This is a genomic window from Clostridium putrefaciens (assembly GCF_900461105.1).
GTDB lineage: Bacteria > Bacillota > Clostridia > Clostridiales > Clostridiaceae > Clostridium_L > Clostridium_L putrefaciens.
Genome location: NZ_UFWZ01000001.1, coordinates 2,445,001 through 2,459,524, shown reverse-complemented (window position 1 = coordinate 2,459,524; position 14,524 = coordinate 2,445,001). Strand labels below are relative to the sequence as shown.

11 protein-coding genes and 22 tRNA genes (1 of these 33 cut by a window edge) are annotated in these 14,524 nt (G+C 30.2%); 31 read left to right on the top strand and 2 right to left on the bottom strand.

The features are described from left to right. Positions 1-80 precede the first annotated feature (80 nt). The 4 genes from DY168_RS11170 (at position 81) to DY168_RS11155 (ending at position 5,945) form a co-directional block, all read left to right on the top strand. Positions 81-806, top strand: coding sequence for a pseudouridine synthase (locus DY168_RS11170; RefSeq protein WP_115641800.1), 726 nt, complete (start codon positions 81-83; stop codon positions 804-806). A 569-nt stretch (positions 807-1,375) separates the two neighbouring features. Further along, complete coding sequence (pcrA, locus tag DY168_RS11165) at positions 1,376-3,619, top strand: DNA helicase PcrA (protein ID WP_115641799.1); 2,244 nt, start codon at positions 1,376-1,378, stop codon at positions 3,617-3,619. A gap of 33 nt (positions 3,620-3,652) precedes the next feature. Continuing rightward, positions 3,653-5,647, top strand: coding sequence for an NAD-dependent DNA ligase LigA (gene ligA / locus DY168_RS11160; protein WP_115641798.1), 1,995 nt, complete (start codon positions 3,653-3,655; stop codon positions 5,645-5,647). Between the two features lie 28 nt (positions 5,648-5,675). After that, positions 5,676-5,945: a hypothetical protein gene (locus DY168_RS11155; protein ID WP_115641797.1), complete on the top strand. Its 270-nt coding sequence runs from the start codon at positions 5,676-5,678 to the stop codon at positions 5,943-5,945. 168 nt (positions 5,946-6,113) lie between these two features. Here DY168_RS11155 and DY168_RS11150 read toward each other — a convergent pair whose 3' ends face one another. Beyond that, positions 6,114-6,395 (bottom strand): HMG-box domain-containing protein, encoded by a 282-nt coding sequence (locus DY168_RS11150; protein WP_115641796.1) that lies wholly within the window; start codon positions 6,393-6,395, stop codon positions 6,114-6,116. 109 nt (positions 6,396-6,504) lie between these two features. Here DY168_RS11150 and DY168_RS11145 point away from each other — a divergent pair, with 109 nt between their 5' ends. Next, positions 6,505-6,981 (top strand): hypothetical protein, encoded by a 477-nt coding sequence (locus tag DY168_RS11145; RefSeq protein WP_115641795.1) that lies wholly within the window; start codon positions 6,505-6,507, stop codon positions 6,979-6,981. Between the two features lie 80 nt (positions 6,982-7,061). After that, a complete protein-coding gene (locus tag DY168_RS11140; protein ID WP_115641794.1) occupies positions 7,062-8,684 on the top strand; it encodes an ABC transporter substrate-binding protein in 1,623 nt (540 codons plus the stop codon). Between the two features lie 63 nt (positions 8,685-8,747). On the opposite strand, the gene DY168_RS11135 is transcribed toward DY168_RS11140, so the two are convergent. After that, positions 8,748-10,121 (bottom strand): hypothetical protein, encoded by a 1,374-nt coding sequence (locus tag DY168_RS11135; protein WP_115641793.1) that lies wholly within the window; start codon positions 10,119-10,121, stop codon positions 8,748-8,750. Between the two features lie 219 nt (positions 10,122-10,340). Here DY168_RS11135 and rph point away from each other — a divergent pair, with 219 nt between their 5' ends. From rph to DY168_RS11010, 25 genes are all read left to right on the top strand, one after another. Continuing rightward, positions 10,341-11,084, top strand: coding sequence for a ribonuclease PH (gene rph / locus DY168_RS11130; protein ID WP_115641792.1), 744 nt, complete (start codon positions 10,341-10,343; stop codon positions 11,082-11,084). A 55-nt stretch (positions 11,085-11,139) separates the two neighbouring features. Continuing rightward, positions 11,140-11,757, top strand: a complete 618-nt coding sequence (locus DY168_RS11125) for an XTP/dITP diphosphatase (protein ID WP_115641791.1) — start codon at positions 11,140-11,142, stop codon at positions 11,755-11,757. 45 nt (positions 11,758-11,802) lie between these two features. After that, entirely contained in the window at positions 11,803-12,282 is a 480-nt protein-coding gene (locus DY168_RS11120; RefSeq protein ID WP_172556331.1) for a YfcE family phosphodiesterase, read from the top strand. Positions 12,283-12,516: 234 nt separating this feature from the next. Next, positions 12,517-12,592, top strand: a tRNA-Pro gene (locus DY168_RS11115). 5 nt (positions 12,593-12,597) lie between these two features. Next, a tRNA-Gly gene (locus tag DY168_RS11110) sits at positions 12,598-12,671 on the top strand. A gap of 44 nt (positions 12,672-12,715) precedes the next feature. Next, a tRNA-Arg gene (locus DY168_RS11105) sits at positions 12,716-12,792 on the top strand. Positions 12,793-12,797: 5 nt separating this feature from the next. After that, positions 12,798-12,873: transfer RNA gene (locus DY168_RS11100), tRNA-His, on the top strand. Between the two features lie 9 nt (positions 12,874-12,882). After that, positions 12,883-12,957, top strand: a tRNA-Gln gene (locus DY168_RS11095). 3 nt (positions 12,958-12,960) lie between these two features. Next, a tRNA-Lys gene (locus DY168_RS11090) sits at positions 12,961-13,036 on the top strand. 15 nt (positions 13,037-13,051) lie between these two features. Continuing rightward, positions 13,052-13,136 (top strand) — tRNA-Leu (locus DY168_RS11085). A gap of 15 nt (positions 13,137-13,151) precedes the next feature. Next, positions 13,152-13,226: transfer RNA gene (locus tag DY168_RS11080), tRNA-Gly, on the top strand. A 3-nt stretch (positions 13,227-13,229) separates the two neighbouring features. Continuing rightward, positions 13,230-13,303, top strand: a tRNA-Gly gene (locus DY168_RS11075). Positions 13,304-13,347: 44 nt separating this feature from the next. Further along, positions 13,348-13,424: transfer RNA gene (locus DY168_RS11070), tRNA-Arg, on the top strand. A 3-nt stretch (positions 13,425-13,427) separates the two neighbouring features. After that, a tRNA-Lys gene (locus DY168_RS11065) sits at positions 13,428-13,503 on the top strand. Positions 13,504-13,509: 6 nt separating this feature from the next. Continuing rightward, a tRNA-Pro gene (locus DY168_RS11060) sits at positions 13,510-13,585 on the top strand. Positions 13,586-13,590: 5 nt separating this feature from the next. Beyond that, positions 13,591-13,664: transfer RNA gene (locus DY168_RS11055), tRNA-Gly, on the top strand. A gap of 60 nt (positions 13,665-13,724) precedes the next feature. Next, positions 13,725-13,801, top strand: a tRNA-Arg gene (locus DY168_RS11050). A 3-nt stretch (positions 13,802-13,804) separates the two neighbouring features. Continuing rightward, a tRNA-Lys gene (locus tag DY168_RS11045) sits at positions 13,805-13,880 on the top strand. A 12-nt stretch (positions 13,881-13,892) separates the two neighbouring features. Then, positions 13,893-13,968 (top strand) — tRNA-His (locus tag DY168_RS11040). Positions 13,969-13,979: 11 nt separating this feature from the next. Then, positions 13,980-14,054 (top strand) — tRNA-Gln (locus DY168_RS11035). A 3-nt stretch (positions 14,055-14,057) separates the two neighbouring features. Next, positions 14,058-14,133, top strand: a tRNA-Lys gene (locus tag DY168_RS11030). Positions 14,134-14,147: 14 nt separating this feature from the next. Further along, positions 14,148-14,232 (top strand) — tRNA-Leu (locus DY168_RS11025). A 15-nt stretch (positions 14,233-14,247) separates the two neighbouring features. After that, positions 14,248-14,322, top strand: a tRNA-Gly gene (locus DY168_RS11020). Positions 14,323-14,325: 3 nt separating this feature from the next. After that, positions 14,326-14,399 (top strand) — tRNA-Gly (locus DY168_RS11015). 68 nt (positions 14,400-14,467) lie between these two features. Continuing rightward, positions 14,468-14,524 (top strand) — tRNA-Arg (locus DY168_RS11010) (it continues 20 nt past the right edge of the window).

The window sequence follows — 14,524 nt, the reverse complement described above, 5'->3', positions numbered from 1 at the left end:
ATAGAGAGATATAATAACAGTATGTTTATTAATTATTTTTTGAAATCACTAAAAGTTTAATTAAAATAAAGGATGGTATTATGGAAAGATTAGATAAGATACTTTCAAACTTAGGATATGGTAGTAGGAAAGATATAAAGGGTTTAATAAAAAAAGGAAATATAATGGTAGATAAAGTGGTTGTAAAAGATAATAGTATTCAAATAGATCCAAACAAATCTATTGTTGAAATAAATGGACAGGAGATATTCTATAGAAAATACATATACCTTATGATGAATAAGCCAAAGGATGTAGTTTCAGCAACAGTTGATAAATATGATGAGACTGTAATAGATTTATTAGACCCTGACTATATGGCTTTTGAGCCTTTTACAGTTGGAAGACTTGATAAAGATACAGTGGGACTTATTCTTATAACTAATGATGGAGAGCTTAATCATAAATTAATATCTCCTAAATGGAATGTGGAAAAGATTTATTATGCAAAGATTAATAAAGAAGTAGATGAAAAAGATATAAAGAAATTTGAAAAGGGTATAGTTATAGATGATGGATATAAGTGTCTACCTGCTAAATTAAAAATAATATCTTCATCTAAAGAGGGTTCAGAAATAGAACTTACCATACAAGAAGGAAAGTTTCATCAAGTAAAAAGGATGTTTGAAGCAGTAGATAAATCAGTGATTTATTTAAGAAGAACAAGGTTTGGTCCCATTTCATTAGATGAAGATTTAAATGAGGGAGAATACCGAGAACTTTCTGATGAGGAAATAGAAGCATTATATTCTTGTGCTAAAAAATAATTAGAGATAAATAGAATTATTTTAATGTCTAAAGGTGTGGTAATAAACTACAATATATCCAGCAAAAGGTACTATTCTTAATGAAAGCATATATAGATTAAAATAATGTTAAATGCATTAAAAATAAAAAAAATAACATAAAAATTACAATTTTATAAGAAAAACACCTTGCAATATTAAAAAAAGTTTAATATAATAAAAATGCAAGGATGAATAAAAAGTATTAATAGCCCCCTTTTTATTTATAAAAGCACAGCCTTTCCCCAAAGGTTGTGCTTTTGTTTTTTAAAAATGTTATAATTAAAGTTATAATTAAAAAATAAAATATAAACTTGTGGCTTATTTAGCTTATAAATGGTAGAATAGATATAAGAGCATAGAATATAAACTTATATTTGAAGGAATAGATTGAAAATTATCAAAATCTATTTATTGCTATAAATTAAAGAGAGAACATATAATCTTATTTTATTGTGCTTATATGTTATACTAGGATGGGTGACCTTGGCTTATTCTTTGAAGTTTATATTTTTTATATAAACTTTTTTTATTTACAGGAGGTAATTAATATGGAATTAAAAGAACTTTTAAACAAAGAGCAATATGAAGCTGCTACAACAATAGAAGGACCTTTGTTAATATTAGCAGGAGCAGGATCTGGAAAGACTAGAGTTTTGACATACAGAATAGCACACATGGTAGAAGATTTAAATATATACCCATCTCAAATTTTGGCTATAACTTTTACTAATAAAGCAGGTCAAGAAATGAGAGAAAGAGTGAAGTCTTTAATTGGTGAAACTGCAGACAATATGTGGATAACAACCTTCCACTCTAGCTGCGTTAGAATTTTAAGAAGAGAAATAGATAAGTTAGGATACAAAAAGAGCTTTACTATATATGACAGCTATGACCAAAAGTCTTTGGTTAAACAATGCATGGAAGAATTAGATATTAACGATAAAGATATTACAGAAAATGAAATAATAAGTAAGATAGGTAAGGCTAAAGATAATTTAGTAACTGCTTCAACTTATAAGAGAGAAAATGAAAGTAATTTTAGAGAAAATAAAATAGCTGAGATTTATGAACTTTATCAACGTAAACTAAAAAGTAATAATGCCTTAGATTTCGATGATTTAATATTCAAAACCGTAGAGCTATTTAATGCACATCCTGAAGTATTAGAGTTTTATCAAAAGAAGTTTAAATACATAATGATAGACGAGTACCAAGATACAAACAAGTGTCAATATGAATTTGTAAGATTACTTGCCAAAGAAAGTAGAAACCTTTGTGTTGTTGGTGATGATGATCAGTGTATTTATGAGTGGAGAGGTGCAGATATTAGAAACATCTTGGACTTTGAAAAGGATTATTCAGATGCTAAAGTTATAAAACTTGAAGAAAACTATAGATCTATGGAGAATATATTAAATGCAGCTAATACAGTAATAAGCAATAATAGTGAAAGAAAAAACAAAGTTTTGAGAACTTCAAATGAAAAGGGCGAAAAACTTAAGGTATATAGGGCTTACTCTGATATGGATGAAGCTCAGTTTATTTCATCTGAAATAAAGAGAATGATAAAAGAAGAAGAAAAGACTTATAAAGATTTTGCAATACTTTATAGAACTAATGCACAGTCACGTATATTTGAAGATATTTTTATGCGTGCAGACATACCTTATAGAATAATTGGTGGATTAAAGTTCTATGATAGAAAAGAAATAAAAGATATAATGGCTTACTTAAAATTTATAAATAACCCAGAAGATGAAGTAAGTTTAAGAAGAATTATAAATGTGCCTAAAAGAAATATTGGAGACACAACATGTTCTAAGCTTCAGGAATTTTCTGTTTCTATAGAAGATGATTTATATAATGTTATGGTGGATGCTAAAAGTATACCAGGGTTAACTCAAAGAAATATAAATGCTATACTTAAATTTACATCTTTAATGGATGATCTGATTGAGATGAAAGAGCAACTACCGGTTTCTAAGTTTATAGAGTATATACTTAATGAAAGTGGTTATATTAAGGAATTAGAAAAAACTAATAATCCTGAGGATAAAAGTAGAGTAGAAAACTTAAAAGAATTGGTTTCAGCAGCTGTAGAATTTGAAAGAAGTTCAGAAGACAAAACCCTTTCAGCATTTTTAGAAAAGACTACTCTTGTATCAGATATAGATAATTTTGATAGAGATGCGGATACATTAGTACTTATGACTGTTCATAGTGCAAAGGGATTAGAATTTCCTGTAGTATTCATGGTAGGCATGGAAAATGGAATATTCCCTGGAAATGGATCTTTAAATGATCAGAAAGAAATGGAAGAGTCAAGAAGACTTTGCTATGTTGGTATAACAAGGGCTAAAGAAAAATTATATATGACATCAGCAGAGGTTAGAAGAGTATTTGGAAGAGCAGTTAGTTATGGCCAATCTGACTTTATAGATGAAATAAACCCAGAACTTGTTGAGCATATTAAGGTGAAGACATTAAGGGAACCTAAAAAAAGAACCAAGGCAAAAGCAGAGTATAATCCTCATAGTTTAAGAGCAGATTATAGTGAAGAGTCTTTTACTAAGGCGTTGAATAGAATGGAAGAAAAGATACAAAAGGGTACAGGTGAATTACTTACCAAAAAAGAAGCAACTATTGGTAGGAAAATAGAGCATTCAAGATTTGGAGTAGGAACTATAATAAATACATTAGAAGAAGATGACGATTTAAAAATAACTATAGCATTTGATAATATGGGAGTAAAACAATTTATACTTAGTTTAACCCCTTTACAATTATTATAATACCTTAAAAGATAGTTATAAGGAGTGAAACCTTTGGATATAGATGAAACTAAAATTATAGACCTTATTGAAGAGCTTAATAGACATGCTTATGAGTATTATGTACTTGATAATATTTCAATTAGTGATAAAGAATATGATAAAAAGTATGATGAATTAGTAAAACTTGAAAAAGAAACTGGTATCATACTCCCTTATTCTCCAACTCAAAGAGTTGGAGATATGGTTTTGCCCCAATTTAATAAGTATGTCCACAAAGCTCCTTTATGGAGCCTTGATAAAGCACAAAGGATTGAAACTTTAGAAGAATGGCATAAAAGGAATATGAAGATTGTAGAAAGTTATAACCAAACTGCAAGTACTCCATTGCCAAAGTTAACCTATGTTTTAACCAAAAAATTTGATGGTCTTACTATTAACTGCACTTACAATGAAGAAGGAGTATTAATTAAGGCGGCTACAAGGGGAACGGGAATTGTAGGTGAAGATGTTACAGCTCAAGCTAAAACAATAAAAAGCCTTCCGTTAAAGATACCTTATGATAATACCTTAGAAATACATGGTGAGGCAGTGATGACTAGAAAGGCTTTTAATAAATATAATGAAAGTGCCAAGGTACCTCTAAAGAATTTAAGAAATGGTGCTGCAGGTGCTCTTAGAAATTTAAATGTTAAAGAAACTGAAAGACGTAATCTTTCTGCATTCTTTTATGATATAGGATATAAAGAAGGGAACCCTTTTGACACCTATGTTGATATGCTTAACTTTATTAAAGATATGGGATTCTATCTAGATAACTATATGAAAGTATGTAGTACTGTAGAAGAAATAGAAGAAGAAATAAAATGCATAGATAATATACGATCAGATTTAGAATATGATATTGATGGTGTTGTAATTGCTATAAATGATATAAGAACAAGAGAAATTTTAGGATATACCGTAAAATTTCCAAAATGGGCTATAGCATTTAAATTTGAGGCAGAGGAAGCTACAACTAAGCTTTTGTCTGTGGAATGGAATATAGGAAGAAGTGGGAGAGTTAGTCCTACTGCATTGTTAGAACCTGTAGAACTTGCTGGAGCAACAGTAAGGCGTGCTACTTTAAATAATATGGACGATATAATTAGAAAAGAGGTTAGAATTGGGTCGGATGTTCTTGTAAGAAGGTCAAATGATGTTATACCTGAAATAATGGGGGTTACTTTAGAGAATAATAAAGATACCCTAGAAATCCTTCCTCCAACTAATTGTCCTTGGTGTAATAGTGAACTTATATTAGTAGGAGCCCATTATTTTTGTGAAAACAGTTTATCTTGCAAACCACAAATGGTTAAAAGTTTAGTGCATTATGCTAGTAGAGAGGCTATGAATATACAAGGATTTAGTGAAAAGACTGCAGAACAGTTATTTGAAGAGCTAAATGTAAAGTCCATACCAGATTTATATAGAGTTAAAAAAGAAGAATTAGTAAACCTGAAGAGGTTTGGTAAAAAAAAGGCTGAAAATCTTTTAAATGCAATAGAAGGTAGTAAAGATTGTGATCTTTCGGCATTTATATATGCTTTAAGTATTCCAAACGTTGGAATAAAAACGGCAAAGGATCTAGTAGGTAAATTAAAAACTTTAGAAAATATAAGAAATGCAAGTTTTGAAGAACTTATTGCTATAGAAGATGTAGGAGATATAGTTGCTCAAAGTATATTGAAGTTTTTTTTAGATGAAAAAATTAATGAAAGTATACAAGAATTATTTATGCTTGGGGTTTCACCTAAATATGAAGAAAAAGGCGTAAAGGCTAATGCTTTTGAAGGTAAAACAATTGTAGTTACCGGGTCCTTACAAAACTATACTAGATTAAGTATAAAAGAAAAGCTAGAATCATTAGGTGCAACAGTATCTGGTAGTGTAAGTAAAAAAACTGATTATGTTATAGTTGGTGAGGACGCTGGATCGAAATATGATAAGGCAAAAGAACTGAATTTAAAAATACTTACAGAAGAGGACTTTGAATCTATGCTAAAGTAGAAAGTATTCTTTTATTGGAGGAATAAATATGAAAAAGGCAATAGATTATCTATGTTGGGGTTTTGTAGCTATTACTATAGTGGTTATGATGCTTACTGTAATATCAACATATCAATACATATATATAGCATACTTTAATAATTATTATATGGTAGAAGTATTTTTAGCAATAACTATGTTATTTTGGGCTATAAAGTTTCTCACATGGAGTGAACTACCTAAAAGAAGATTATATTCACTTTTTTGTTTTTGCGTAGCTTCAGCAGCTATATTTTTTAGAATGTCAAAGGTGTTTTAAGTGAAGGTATCTTTGCAATAAACCATGAATAAGCTAACTATAATATGAATTTCATTGTTAAGAGTTGTTTTAAAAAGTTTGATGAAAAATGCCTTTTTCTATATCTAGCAAAAATTAGATATAGAAAGAGGCATTTTATATGTGGATTTATTTAGAAAATAGTAAGAATTAATTTTTACATTTATCTGTATTCTTATACTTATCTGTATTTTTATACTCGTCTGTATCTTTATACTCGTCTGTATCTTTATATTCATCAAACAATTTATTATAAGCTTCTTTATCTTTTTTTGATGCTATCATATATATGTTTTGAGTCATTTTTTCCATAAGATAATTTTTATATTTTAATTGAGACAATATCTTATTAATTACGATAAAAGATAGCACGCTAACAGATGACAAAACAATCATTGTAATAATACCTATAATTTCTATTGTAAGTAGCATTAATAAAACCTCCAAAGCTTAATTTTCATAACTTTTATAAATAATTATATCACACCATACACTCTATAGTACATATAATAATAATATAATAATATTTTTTGGAGTTAATATGGAACTAGTATATAAAGTATATTATAAATTGAATAAAAAAGTGATAAACAAAGAAAGAGAGTATCTAAAATCTATAGACATAGATAAAATATATGATTCTCTTATAAAAGAATGCTGGAAGTATTCTATACAGTATAAATTGATTTTGAAGGATAAATATGTTTTAGAAATTATGTTGTATGGTAAAAGAAGCAATAGGTTGTTGAAATTTGATAAAAGTACACAGGTATTATATGAAGATTATCTAAGCTTTTTATACAGGTGTAATAATGAAAACATAGACAAGGCTTATTATATATCTACTGGGTATTTTAAAGAAGAAGTTATTAATGTTAATCATTATGAAAAGTTACCTTTTAAAATAATATTAGAAGATAGTGTAAAGTTTATATCAAAACAGATGATGATGAATTCAAAACACAAAGATCGATTAAGTAGAAATTACATAAGATTTTATGGGTATATACCAGATTGAAATATGATTAAAACTTATAAATTAGGTAATAATGTATAATATATTAATTATAATAAAGGTGTGTATAGGAGCTAAAGATTATGAAAAAAAGAATACTGTTGTTTGTTTTCATATCCATTATATTAACATTTTCAGGATGTATTCAAAAGAAGGATGCAGTTATTGAGGGTGATAGAAATAATGTGATTATAGGTATGCAATCAATTCCTAAAGGATTAGATTTTAATGACACATATAACTCTAGAGAGGGGGATCTAATCTGTGCTATTTTCGATGGGTTAGTTGAAAAAGATAATAATGGTGAGATAAAAGGTGCTCTTGCAAAAGAGTGGGATATAAGTGAAGATGGGCTTAATTATATATTTATTCTAAAAGAAGATATAACATGGAGTGATGGAAAGCCAATTGAAGCAAAACATTTTGTAGAACTATTTAGACAAATACTTAGTCCTAGCGAAGACATTAAAAGTATCACAGAGCTATATAGTATTTTTGGAGCAGAAGATTACAACAAGGGTAAAAAGCATCAAGGGGAAGTAGCTATTATATCAACAGATAAGAAAACACTTCAGATAAGATTGAACTATAGAGATGACAAGTTACTAGATACCCTTTCTAAGCCTAAATATAGACTTAGAAAAAACTTTGATATATTAAAATCATGGAAAGAAAATTATAAACAGATAGTTTATACAGGTGCATATAAAATCACGGATTTAAAACAGAAAGATGGAGAAAATACAATTGTTTTAAAAAAGAATAATAACTACTATGATAAAGATAGTATTTTAACTGAAGAAATTATTTTAGATAATGTAGCAAATTCAGAAATGGGTATGGCAAAGTTTGATACAAATCAAATAGATGTACTTTTTTCTCCACCCATAAGTGAAATAGATAGATTGAAATCTAAAGAAAATATTATATATATAACTCTTCAAGATTTTAATTCTATAATATTTAATTTTAAAAGTCCTTTTGCATCAAAAATAGATTTTAGACGAGCAATTGAAGAAGCACTCTTAGCATCTTTAGATGAAACTCAAGTTAGCTCTAGGTTTAATTTAAACCTAGCTAAAGGAGAAATATTTAATGATTCTGGTACAAAAGTAGTGTTTTCAAATGAAAATAAAGATACTAATCTTAGATATGATTTATTTTCTGCTAATAGCAAAATAAAAGATTTGGTAACTGTACAAAATAATAATATAAACATATTATGTGTAGATAATGAGAAAAATAAATTGTTAGTTGAATCATTAAAAGATATTGTAGAAAAAGAATTTAATATAAAAAGTACAATTTATTATTATAAAGAGAATGACATACAAAATGAATTGACCAAAAAGGACTATGATATGGCATTGGTAGAGTATAGCCATATCGGAAGCAAAGAAAGTTTTTTAAGATCATGGTACAATACCCATGGTAAAGAAATAAGCTATAATAGCGATGTTTTAGATAAAAGTTTATTTAAGATAAAAGGAGAAAATAATAATTTAGTAAAAGATAAACTTATAAAAGGTATAGAATTAGAATTAAAAAAGGACTTACCGTTAATACCTATTGCAAGCAATAATTTATTTATATGTAAAAACAATGATATTGAAGGTATATGTATGGATGGGAATGAAAATATAATCATTAAAAATATAGGGAAAAGTACAGATCTAAATGAAGAGCTGAAAGAAAAAGAGTTTTAGATAAATAATATATTATCTAAAACTCTTTTTTAGATTTAAATTCGTGAAACTAAAAGGTTCTTATTAATTGCTAGAAAGATAAATCATATAAAGTAAATATTGAAAGTATTTTGTTGAATCAAATACTTGTTTATTTATAGTGAACTCATCTTTTTTAACATTATATTTTATATCTTTTATTATAACAGGAGCGAGACCAGAGGTTTCAGGAGTAGGTAAAGTAGGGAGTTTAAAATAAATTTCATCTATTAGATCTTCTGATTTTAAAGTGTGGTTATTGTATCGTTCTATACTATTTATATTAGGCGGTTCTGGCCAGCTACATACTATACCTGAATTTAGAATATGCTTTCTATAAATATATTCAAATTTAGCATTGCTTTCTTTGTCATCAGAAAACTTGTTTTTATATATTAAAGATAAAATATAAAAATAAATTTCATAAGAATTATAATCTATGTCTTTCTTGGAAGAGTTCTTTTTTGATAGCACAAATCTTTCTTCGTCACATAGATTAATTAATTCTTTATAGATATCATCACTAAAGTTTTCATATTTTGAAATTCCTGTAGTGTGTTTAAACAATATAGAAGTAATAAAAATTAATGAAGTATTTGAGATAGAGGTTGAATTATTTAAGTTTTGTAACTCATCATGGATTAAATCCATAATATCAATGGTTAAAAGTAAAATATCATTGTTATTATCAAATTTTAAGTAGATATTTAATAGCGATAATATGTTTATCTTTTCATGAAGAGATAAACTGTAAATTTCATCTTTATATCTTAAAACCATATTTAAAATATCTTTAGAAAAGGTGTAATATTCATCTGAATCCTCAGTTTTAGAAATTATGCTATAAATAGCATAACAATTCATCATTAAAATTTGATTTGAATATTTAAATTTTTTATTTTTAGTTTCGAAATTTAATTCTTTTGTTATAGGATCTGAAATATCTTTCTTATCTACAAACAATCCTTCTTCATTTCTAAGGTAAGAAGAATAAAAGTTTAATTGATGTTTTACTAGATTGATGTATATGTGATATAAACCATAGAGTTCTTTATCTAGATCTTTGAACTTTTCATAATAATTAGCAAGTTCTAACAAACATAAAGTTAAATATCCGTTACTAGATATATTAACTTCTTTTTTAAAACTATCTTCATCCCAAAATACATTATTTTTGTGTGTTAAAAGTTTCGTATTAGAGCGTTTGTAGATACATAAAAGTGGAGAACTTTCTTTAAATGTGTTAATATCAAAGTTAGAAGATGTTTTGATTTTAAGCTCTTTAAAAGGGATGTTAATACCAAATTTAGAGTTTAAAACTATATGTTTTGTAGATTCTTTTGCAAAATAAAACAGTTGACTTTCTATCATTTCTTTTGATAAATTGTTTAGTCTTAAAAATGGACCAATATATTTCAAAATCTTCACCTCATAAAATAATCCTTATATAAAGGATATGTGATGAAAAGATAAAAAGTGCTACATAATCTATAATTAAGTAAAAAAAAATTATTTGTGATGGTTTATTTATATATAGAAAAGATTAAATACAAAAAAATGATAACAATGTAAGTGCTTTGTATTTATATTTCAAAGGGGACATTTAAAATTAAAAGGTTAGAAAGTGGAGGTAATAGTATGAGGATAGACGGAAGAAAAAACAATCAGATAAGACCAGTAAAGATAATAAGAGATTATACTAAATATGCTGAAGGGTCAGTATTTATAGAAGTTGGAGATACGAAAGTTTTGTGTAATGCTTCAATTGAAGATAAAGTCCCTCCATTTTTAAAAGGTAAGGGTGAAGGGTGGATAACCTGTGAGTATAATATGCTACCAAGATCTACTGAGGTGAGAAAGGTAAGAGATATATCTAGATTAAAGATAGATGGTAGAACTATGGAGATACAAAGACTTATAGGTAGAGCTTTAAGATCTGTAGTAGACCTTAAATTAATAGGTGAAAAGACTATATGGGTAGATTGTGATGTTATTCAAGCTGATGGTGGAACTAGGACTACAGCTATAAATGGAGCGTTTATAGCTATAGTAGATGCTATAAATAAAATACATAAAGAACGTCCCTTTAAAGTTTATCCAATTAGAAACTTTTTAACTGCTGTAAGTGTAGGTATATTTGAAGGTGAGAAAATATTAGATTTATGCTATAAAGAAGATTGTAAGGCTAATGTAGATATGAATGTTGTAATGACGGAAGATGGTGAATTTGTAGAAATACAAGGAACAGGAGAGGAAAATCCATTTTCAAGAAAAGATTTAGATGAATTATTACATTTGGCTGAGAAAGGTTCAAAACAAATGATAAATATTCAAAAGGATATTTTAAAAATGGATTGTCTTTGGATAGGTACTGGTAAATAGTTTAGGTATACATTTAAAAGATGTTTAACTTTAATTTTAGATAGGAGTAGGTAAAGTGAAAGATATTATATTAGCAACTAATAACGAGCATAAAGTAAAAGAGTTTAAAGAGATATTAAAGAATCTACCTGTTAATATTTATTCATTGAAAGAAGTTGATATAGAAGTAGATGTGGAAGAAACAGGCACTACATTTACAGAAAACTCTAATATAAAGGCTCAATCTATATATTACATTTTAAAAGAGAGGAATAGAAAAGACTTTATTGTTTTAGCAGATGATTCTGGACTTGTGGTAGGGTACTTAAATGATGAGCCAGGAATATATTCAGCAAGATATGCCGGACAACATGGAAATTCAGAAGAAAATAATAAAAAACTTTTAGAAAAATTAAAAGGTGTATCATGTGAAAATAGAAAAGCAAAATTCGTAAGTGCTATTGCATTGATGGATGATGAGGGCAATTCTAAGGTGGTAGAAGGAGAGGCTTATGGATATATTATAGAAGATTATAGAGGTGGGAAAGGCTTCGGATATGATCCTTTATTTTATTTCCCAGAAAAAAAGAAAACTTTTGCTGAAATGAGCGAAGAAGAAAAGAATGGGTTAAGTCATAGAGGGAAAGCTTTAAAAGCATTAAAATTAGAAATAGAGAAATTGGTAGAAGTATAATTTATGTGAATTTAAATTGTATGTGTTAAAGGAGATGTAGAAAGCTTGCTAGTAGCAATTATAAGTGATACACATAGAGACTATGAGGTATTAAATAAGATAATTTATAAAGTTGAGAATTGTGATTACATACTACACCTTGGAGATAATATAGAGGACTTAAAGTACATCAAGGATAGAATTTATAATAAAAAGATAATATGTATAGGTGTTAAGGGAAATTGTGATTATTCTAATGTTATACCTAGTGAGAGGGTTGTAGATATAGAAGGGTATAGAATATTTATGACTCATGGGCATAATTATGGTGTTAAAATTGATACCAATTATATTAAGCGTAGAGCTTTTCAATTAAATTGTAAAATATGTCTATATGGGCATACTCATGTTTTTGAAATAAATCAAAGTGATGGTAATTATTTAATAAACCCTGGTAGTCCATCTATTCCTAGAGATAGTAAGAGAGGTGTTGTTTTTATAGAAGTGCATGAAGGAAACATAAGTCCTTATTTTATAGAAATTTAAGAATATATGCTTAAAGTTCTAATTTTAGATTGGATTTTTATAAATTAGTTATATTAAAATATAGTTTTTAGAATAAAATTATATGTCTATAAGCGTTGGTATATAGCCATCTTATCGAATATTATATATCTTAAACATTAAAAAATACAAAAAAACAATAAAAAACTATTGACGTATTAAGAGATATCGTGTAGAATAAATTATGTCGCTGGGGAACAAAGTTCTTAAGCACAACGGGGTGTAGCGCAGATGGGAGCGCGCGTGGTTTGGGACCATGAGGTCGCAGGTTCAATCCCTGTCACCCCGACCATTTATGCGGGTATAACTCAATGGTAGAGTGCTAGCCTTCCAAGCTAGTTACGAGAGTTCGATTCTCTCTACCCGCTCCAATAGTTTTATATATGAAGTTATAATATGAAACTAAAATAAATATGCGTCTTTAGCTCAGCTGGATAGAGCAACGCCCTTCTAAGGCGTGGGCCAGGGGTTCAAATCCCTTAAGACGCACCATTGTGGTGGACGTAGTTCAGTTGGTAGAGCGCCAGATTGTGGTTCTGGTTGTCGTGGGTTCGAGTCCCATCGTCCACCCCATAAAAAAGATGGGGTGTCGCCAAGCGGTAAGGCAATGGACTTTGACTCCATTATGCGTAGGTTCAAATCCTGCCATCCCAGCCAAACGGTTTACTAGCTCAGTTGGTAGAGCACATGACTTTTAATCATGGTGTCCGGGGTTCGATTCCCCGGTAAGCCACCAAAAAAAAATAAATATGCAGGTGTGGCGGAATTGGCAGACGCACTAGACTTAGGATCTAGCGCTTCACGGCGTGCAGGTTCAACTCCTGTCACCTGCACCATTTAAAACTAAATAAGCGGGAGTGGCTCAGTGGTAGAGCGTCACCTTGCCAAGGTGAACGTCGTGGGTTCGAATCCCATCTTCCGCTCCATATGCGGGTATAACTCAATGGTAGAGTGCTAGCCTTCCAAGCTAGTTACGAGAGTTCGATTCTCTCTACCCGCTCCAATAGTTTTATATATGAAGTTATAATATGAAACTAAAATAAATATGCGTCTTTAGCTCAGCTGGATAGAGCAACGCCCTTCTAAGGCGTGGGCCAGGGGTTCAAATCCCTTAAGACGCACCAAAAGTGCCATTAGCTCAGTTGGTAGAGCACCTGACTCTTAATCAGGGTGCCCAGGGTTCGAATCCCTGATGGCGCACCAGTTTGTCGGGGTGTAGCGCAGATGGGAGCGCGCGTGGTTTGGGACCATGAGGTCGCAGGTTCAATCCCTGTCACCCCGACCATTTATGCGGGTATAACTCAATGGTAGAGTGCTAGCCTTCCAAGCTAGTTACGAGAGTTCGATTCTCTCTACCCGCTCCAAAAATACTTGCAATATTATAGAATATATATTATAATATATAATTGTAGAGTATGTATAATGCGTCTTTAGCTCAGCTGGATAGAGCAACGCCCTTCTAAGGCGTGGGCCAGGGGTTCAAATCCCTTAAGACGCACCATAGGTGCCATTAGCTCAGTTGGTAGAGCACCTGACTCTTAATCAGGGTGCCCAGGGTTCGAATCCCTGATGGCGCACCAAGAAAAATTGTGGTGGACGTAGTTCAGTTGGTAGAGCGCCAGATTGTGGTTCTGGTTGTCGTGGGTTCGAGTCCCATCGTCCACCCCATAAAAAAAAGATGGGGTGTCGCCAAGCGGTAAGGCAATGGACTTTGACTCCATTATGCGTAGGTTCAAATCCTGCCATCCCAGCCAAACGGTTTACTAGCTCAGTTGGTAGAGCACATGACTTTTAATCATGGTGTCCGGGGTTCGATTCCCCGGTAAGCCACCAAAAAAAATAAATATGCAGGTGTGGCGGAATTGGCAGACGCACTAGACTTAGGATCTAGCGCTTCACGGCGTGCAGGTTCAACTCCTGTCACCTGCACCATTTAAAACTAAATAAGCGGGAGTGGCTCAGTGGTAGAGCGTCACCTTGCCAAGGTGAACGTCGTGGGTTCGAATCCCATCTTCCGCTCCATATGCGGGTATAACTCAATGGTAGAGTGCTAGCCTTCCAAGCTAGTTACGAGAGTTCGATTCTCTCTACCCGCTCCAGAAAAAAGTTAGTTTAAATACTAACTTTTTTTCATAAAAACAATTAAAAGTATGAGAAATGTGTATATGCGCTCATAGCTCAGCTGGATAGAGCGTTGGACTTCGAATCCAAATGCCGGGGGTTC

Coding starts and splice junctions, on each gene's coding strand:
- DY168_RS11170 (WP_115641800.1), top strand. CDS start 81: ATGGAAAGATTAGATAAGATACTTTCAAACTTAGGATATGGTAGTAGG.
- pcrA (WP_115641799.1), top strand. CDS start 1,376: ATGGAATTAAAAGAACTTTTAAACAAAGAGCAATATGAAGCTGCTACA.
- DY168_RS11155 (WP_115641797.1), top strand. CDS start 5,676: ATGAAAAAGGCAATAGATTATCTATGTTGGGGTTTTGTAGCTATTACT.
- DY168_RS11150 (WP_115641796.1), bottom strand. CDS start 6,395: ATGCTACTTACAATAGAAATTATAGGTATTATTACAATGATTGTTTTG.
- DY168_RS11145 (WP_115641795.1), top strand. CDS start 6,505: ATGGAACTAGTATATAAAGTATATTATAAATTGAATAAAAAAGTGATA.
- DY168_RS11140 (WP_115641794.1), top strand. CDS start 7,062: ATGAAAAAAAGAATACTGTTGTTTGTTTTCATATCCATTATATTAACA.
- rph (WP_115641792.1), top strand. CDS start 10,341: ATGAGGATAGACGGAAGAAAAAACAATCAGATAAGACCAGTAAAGATA.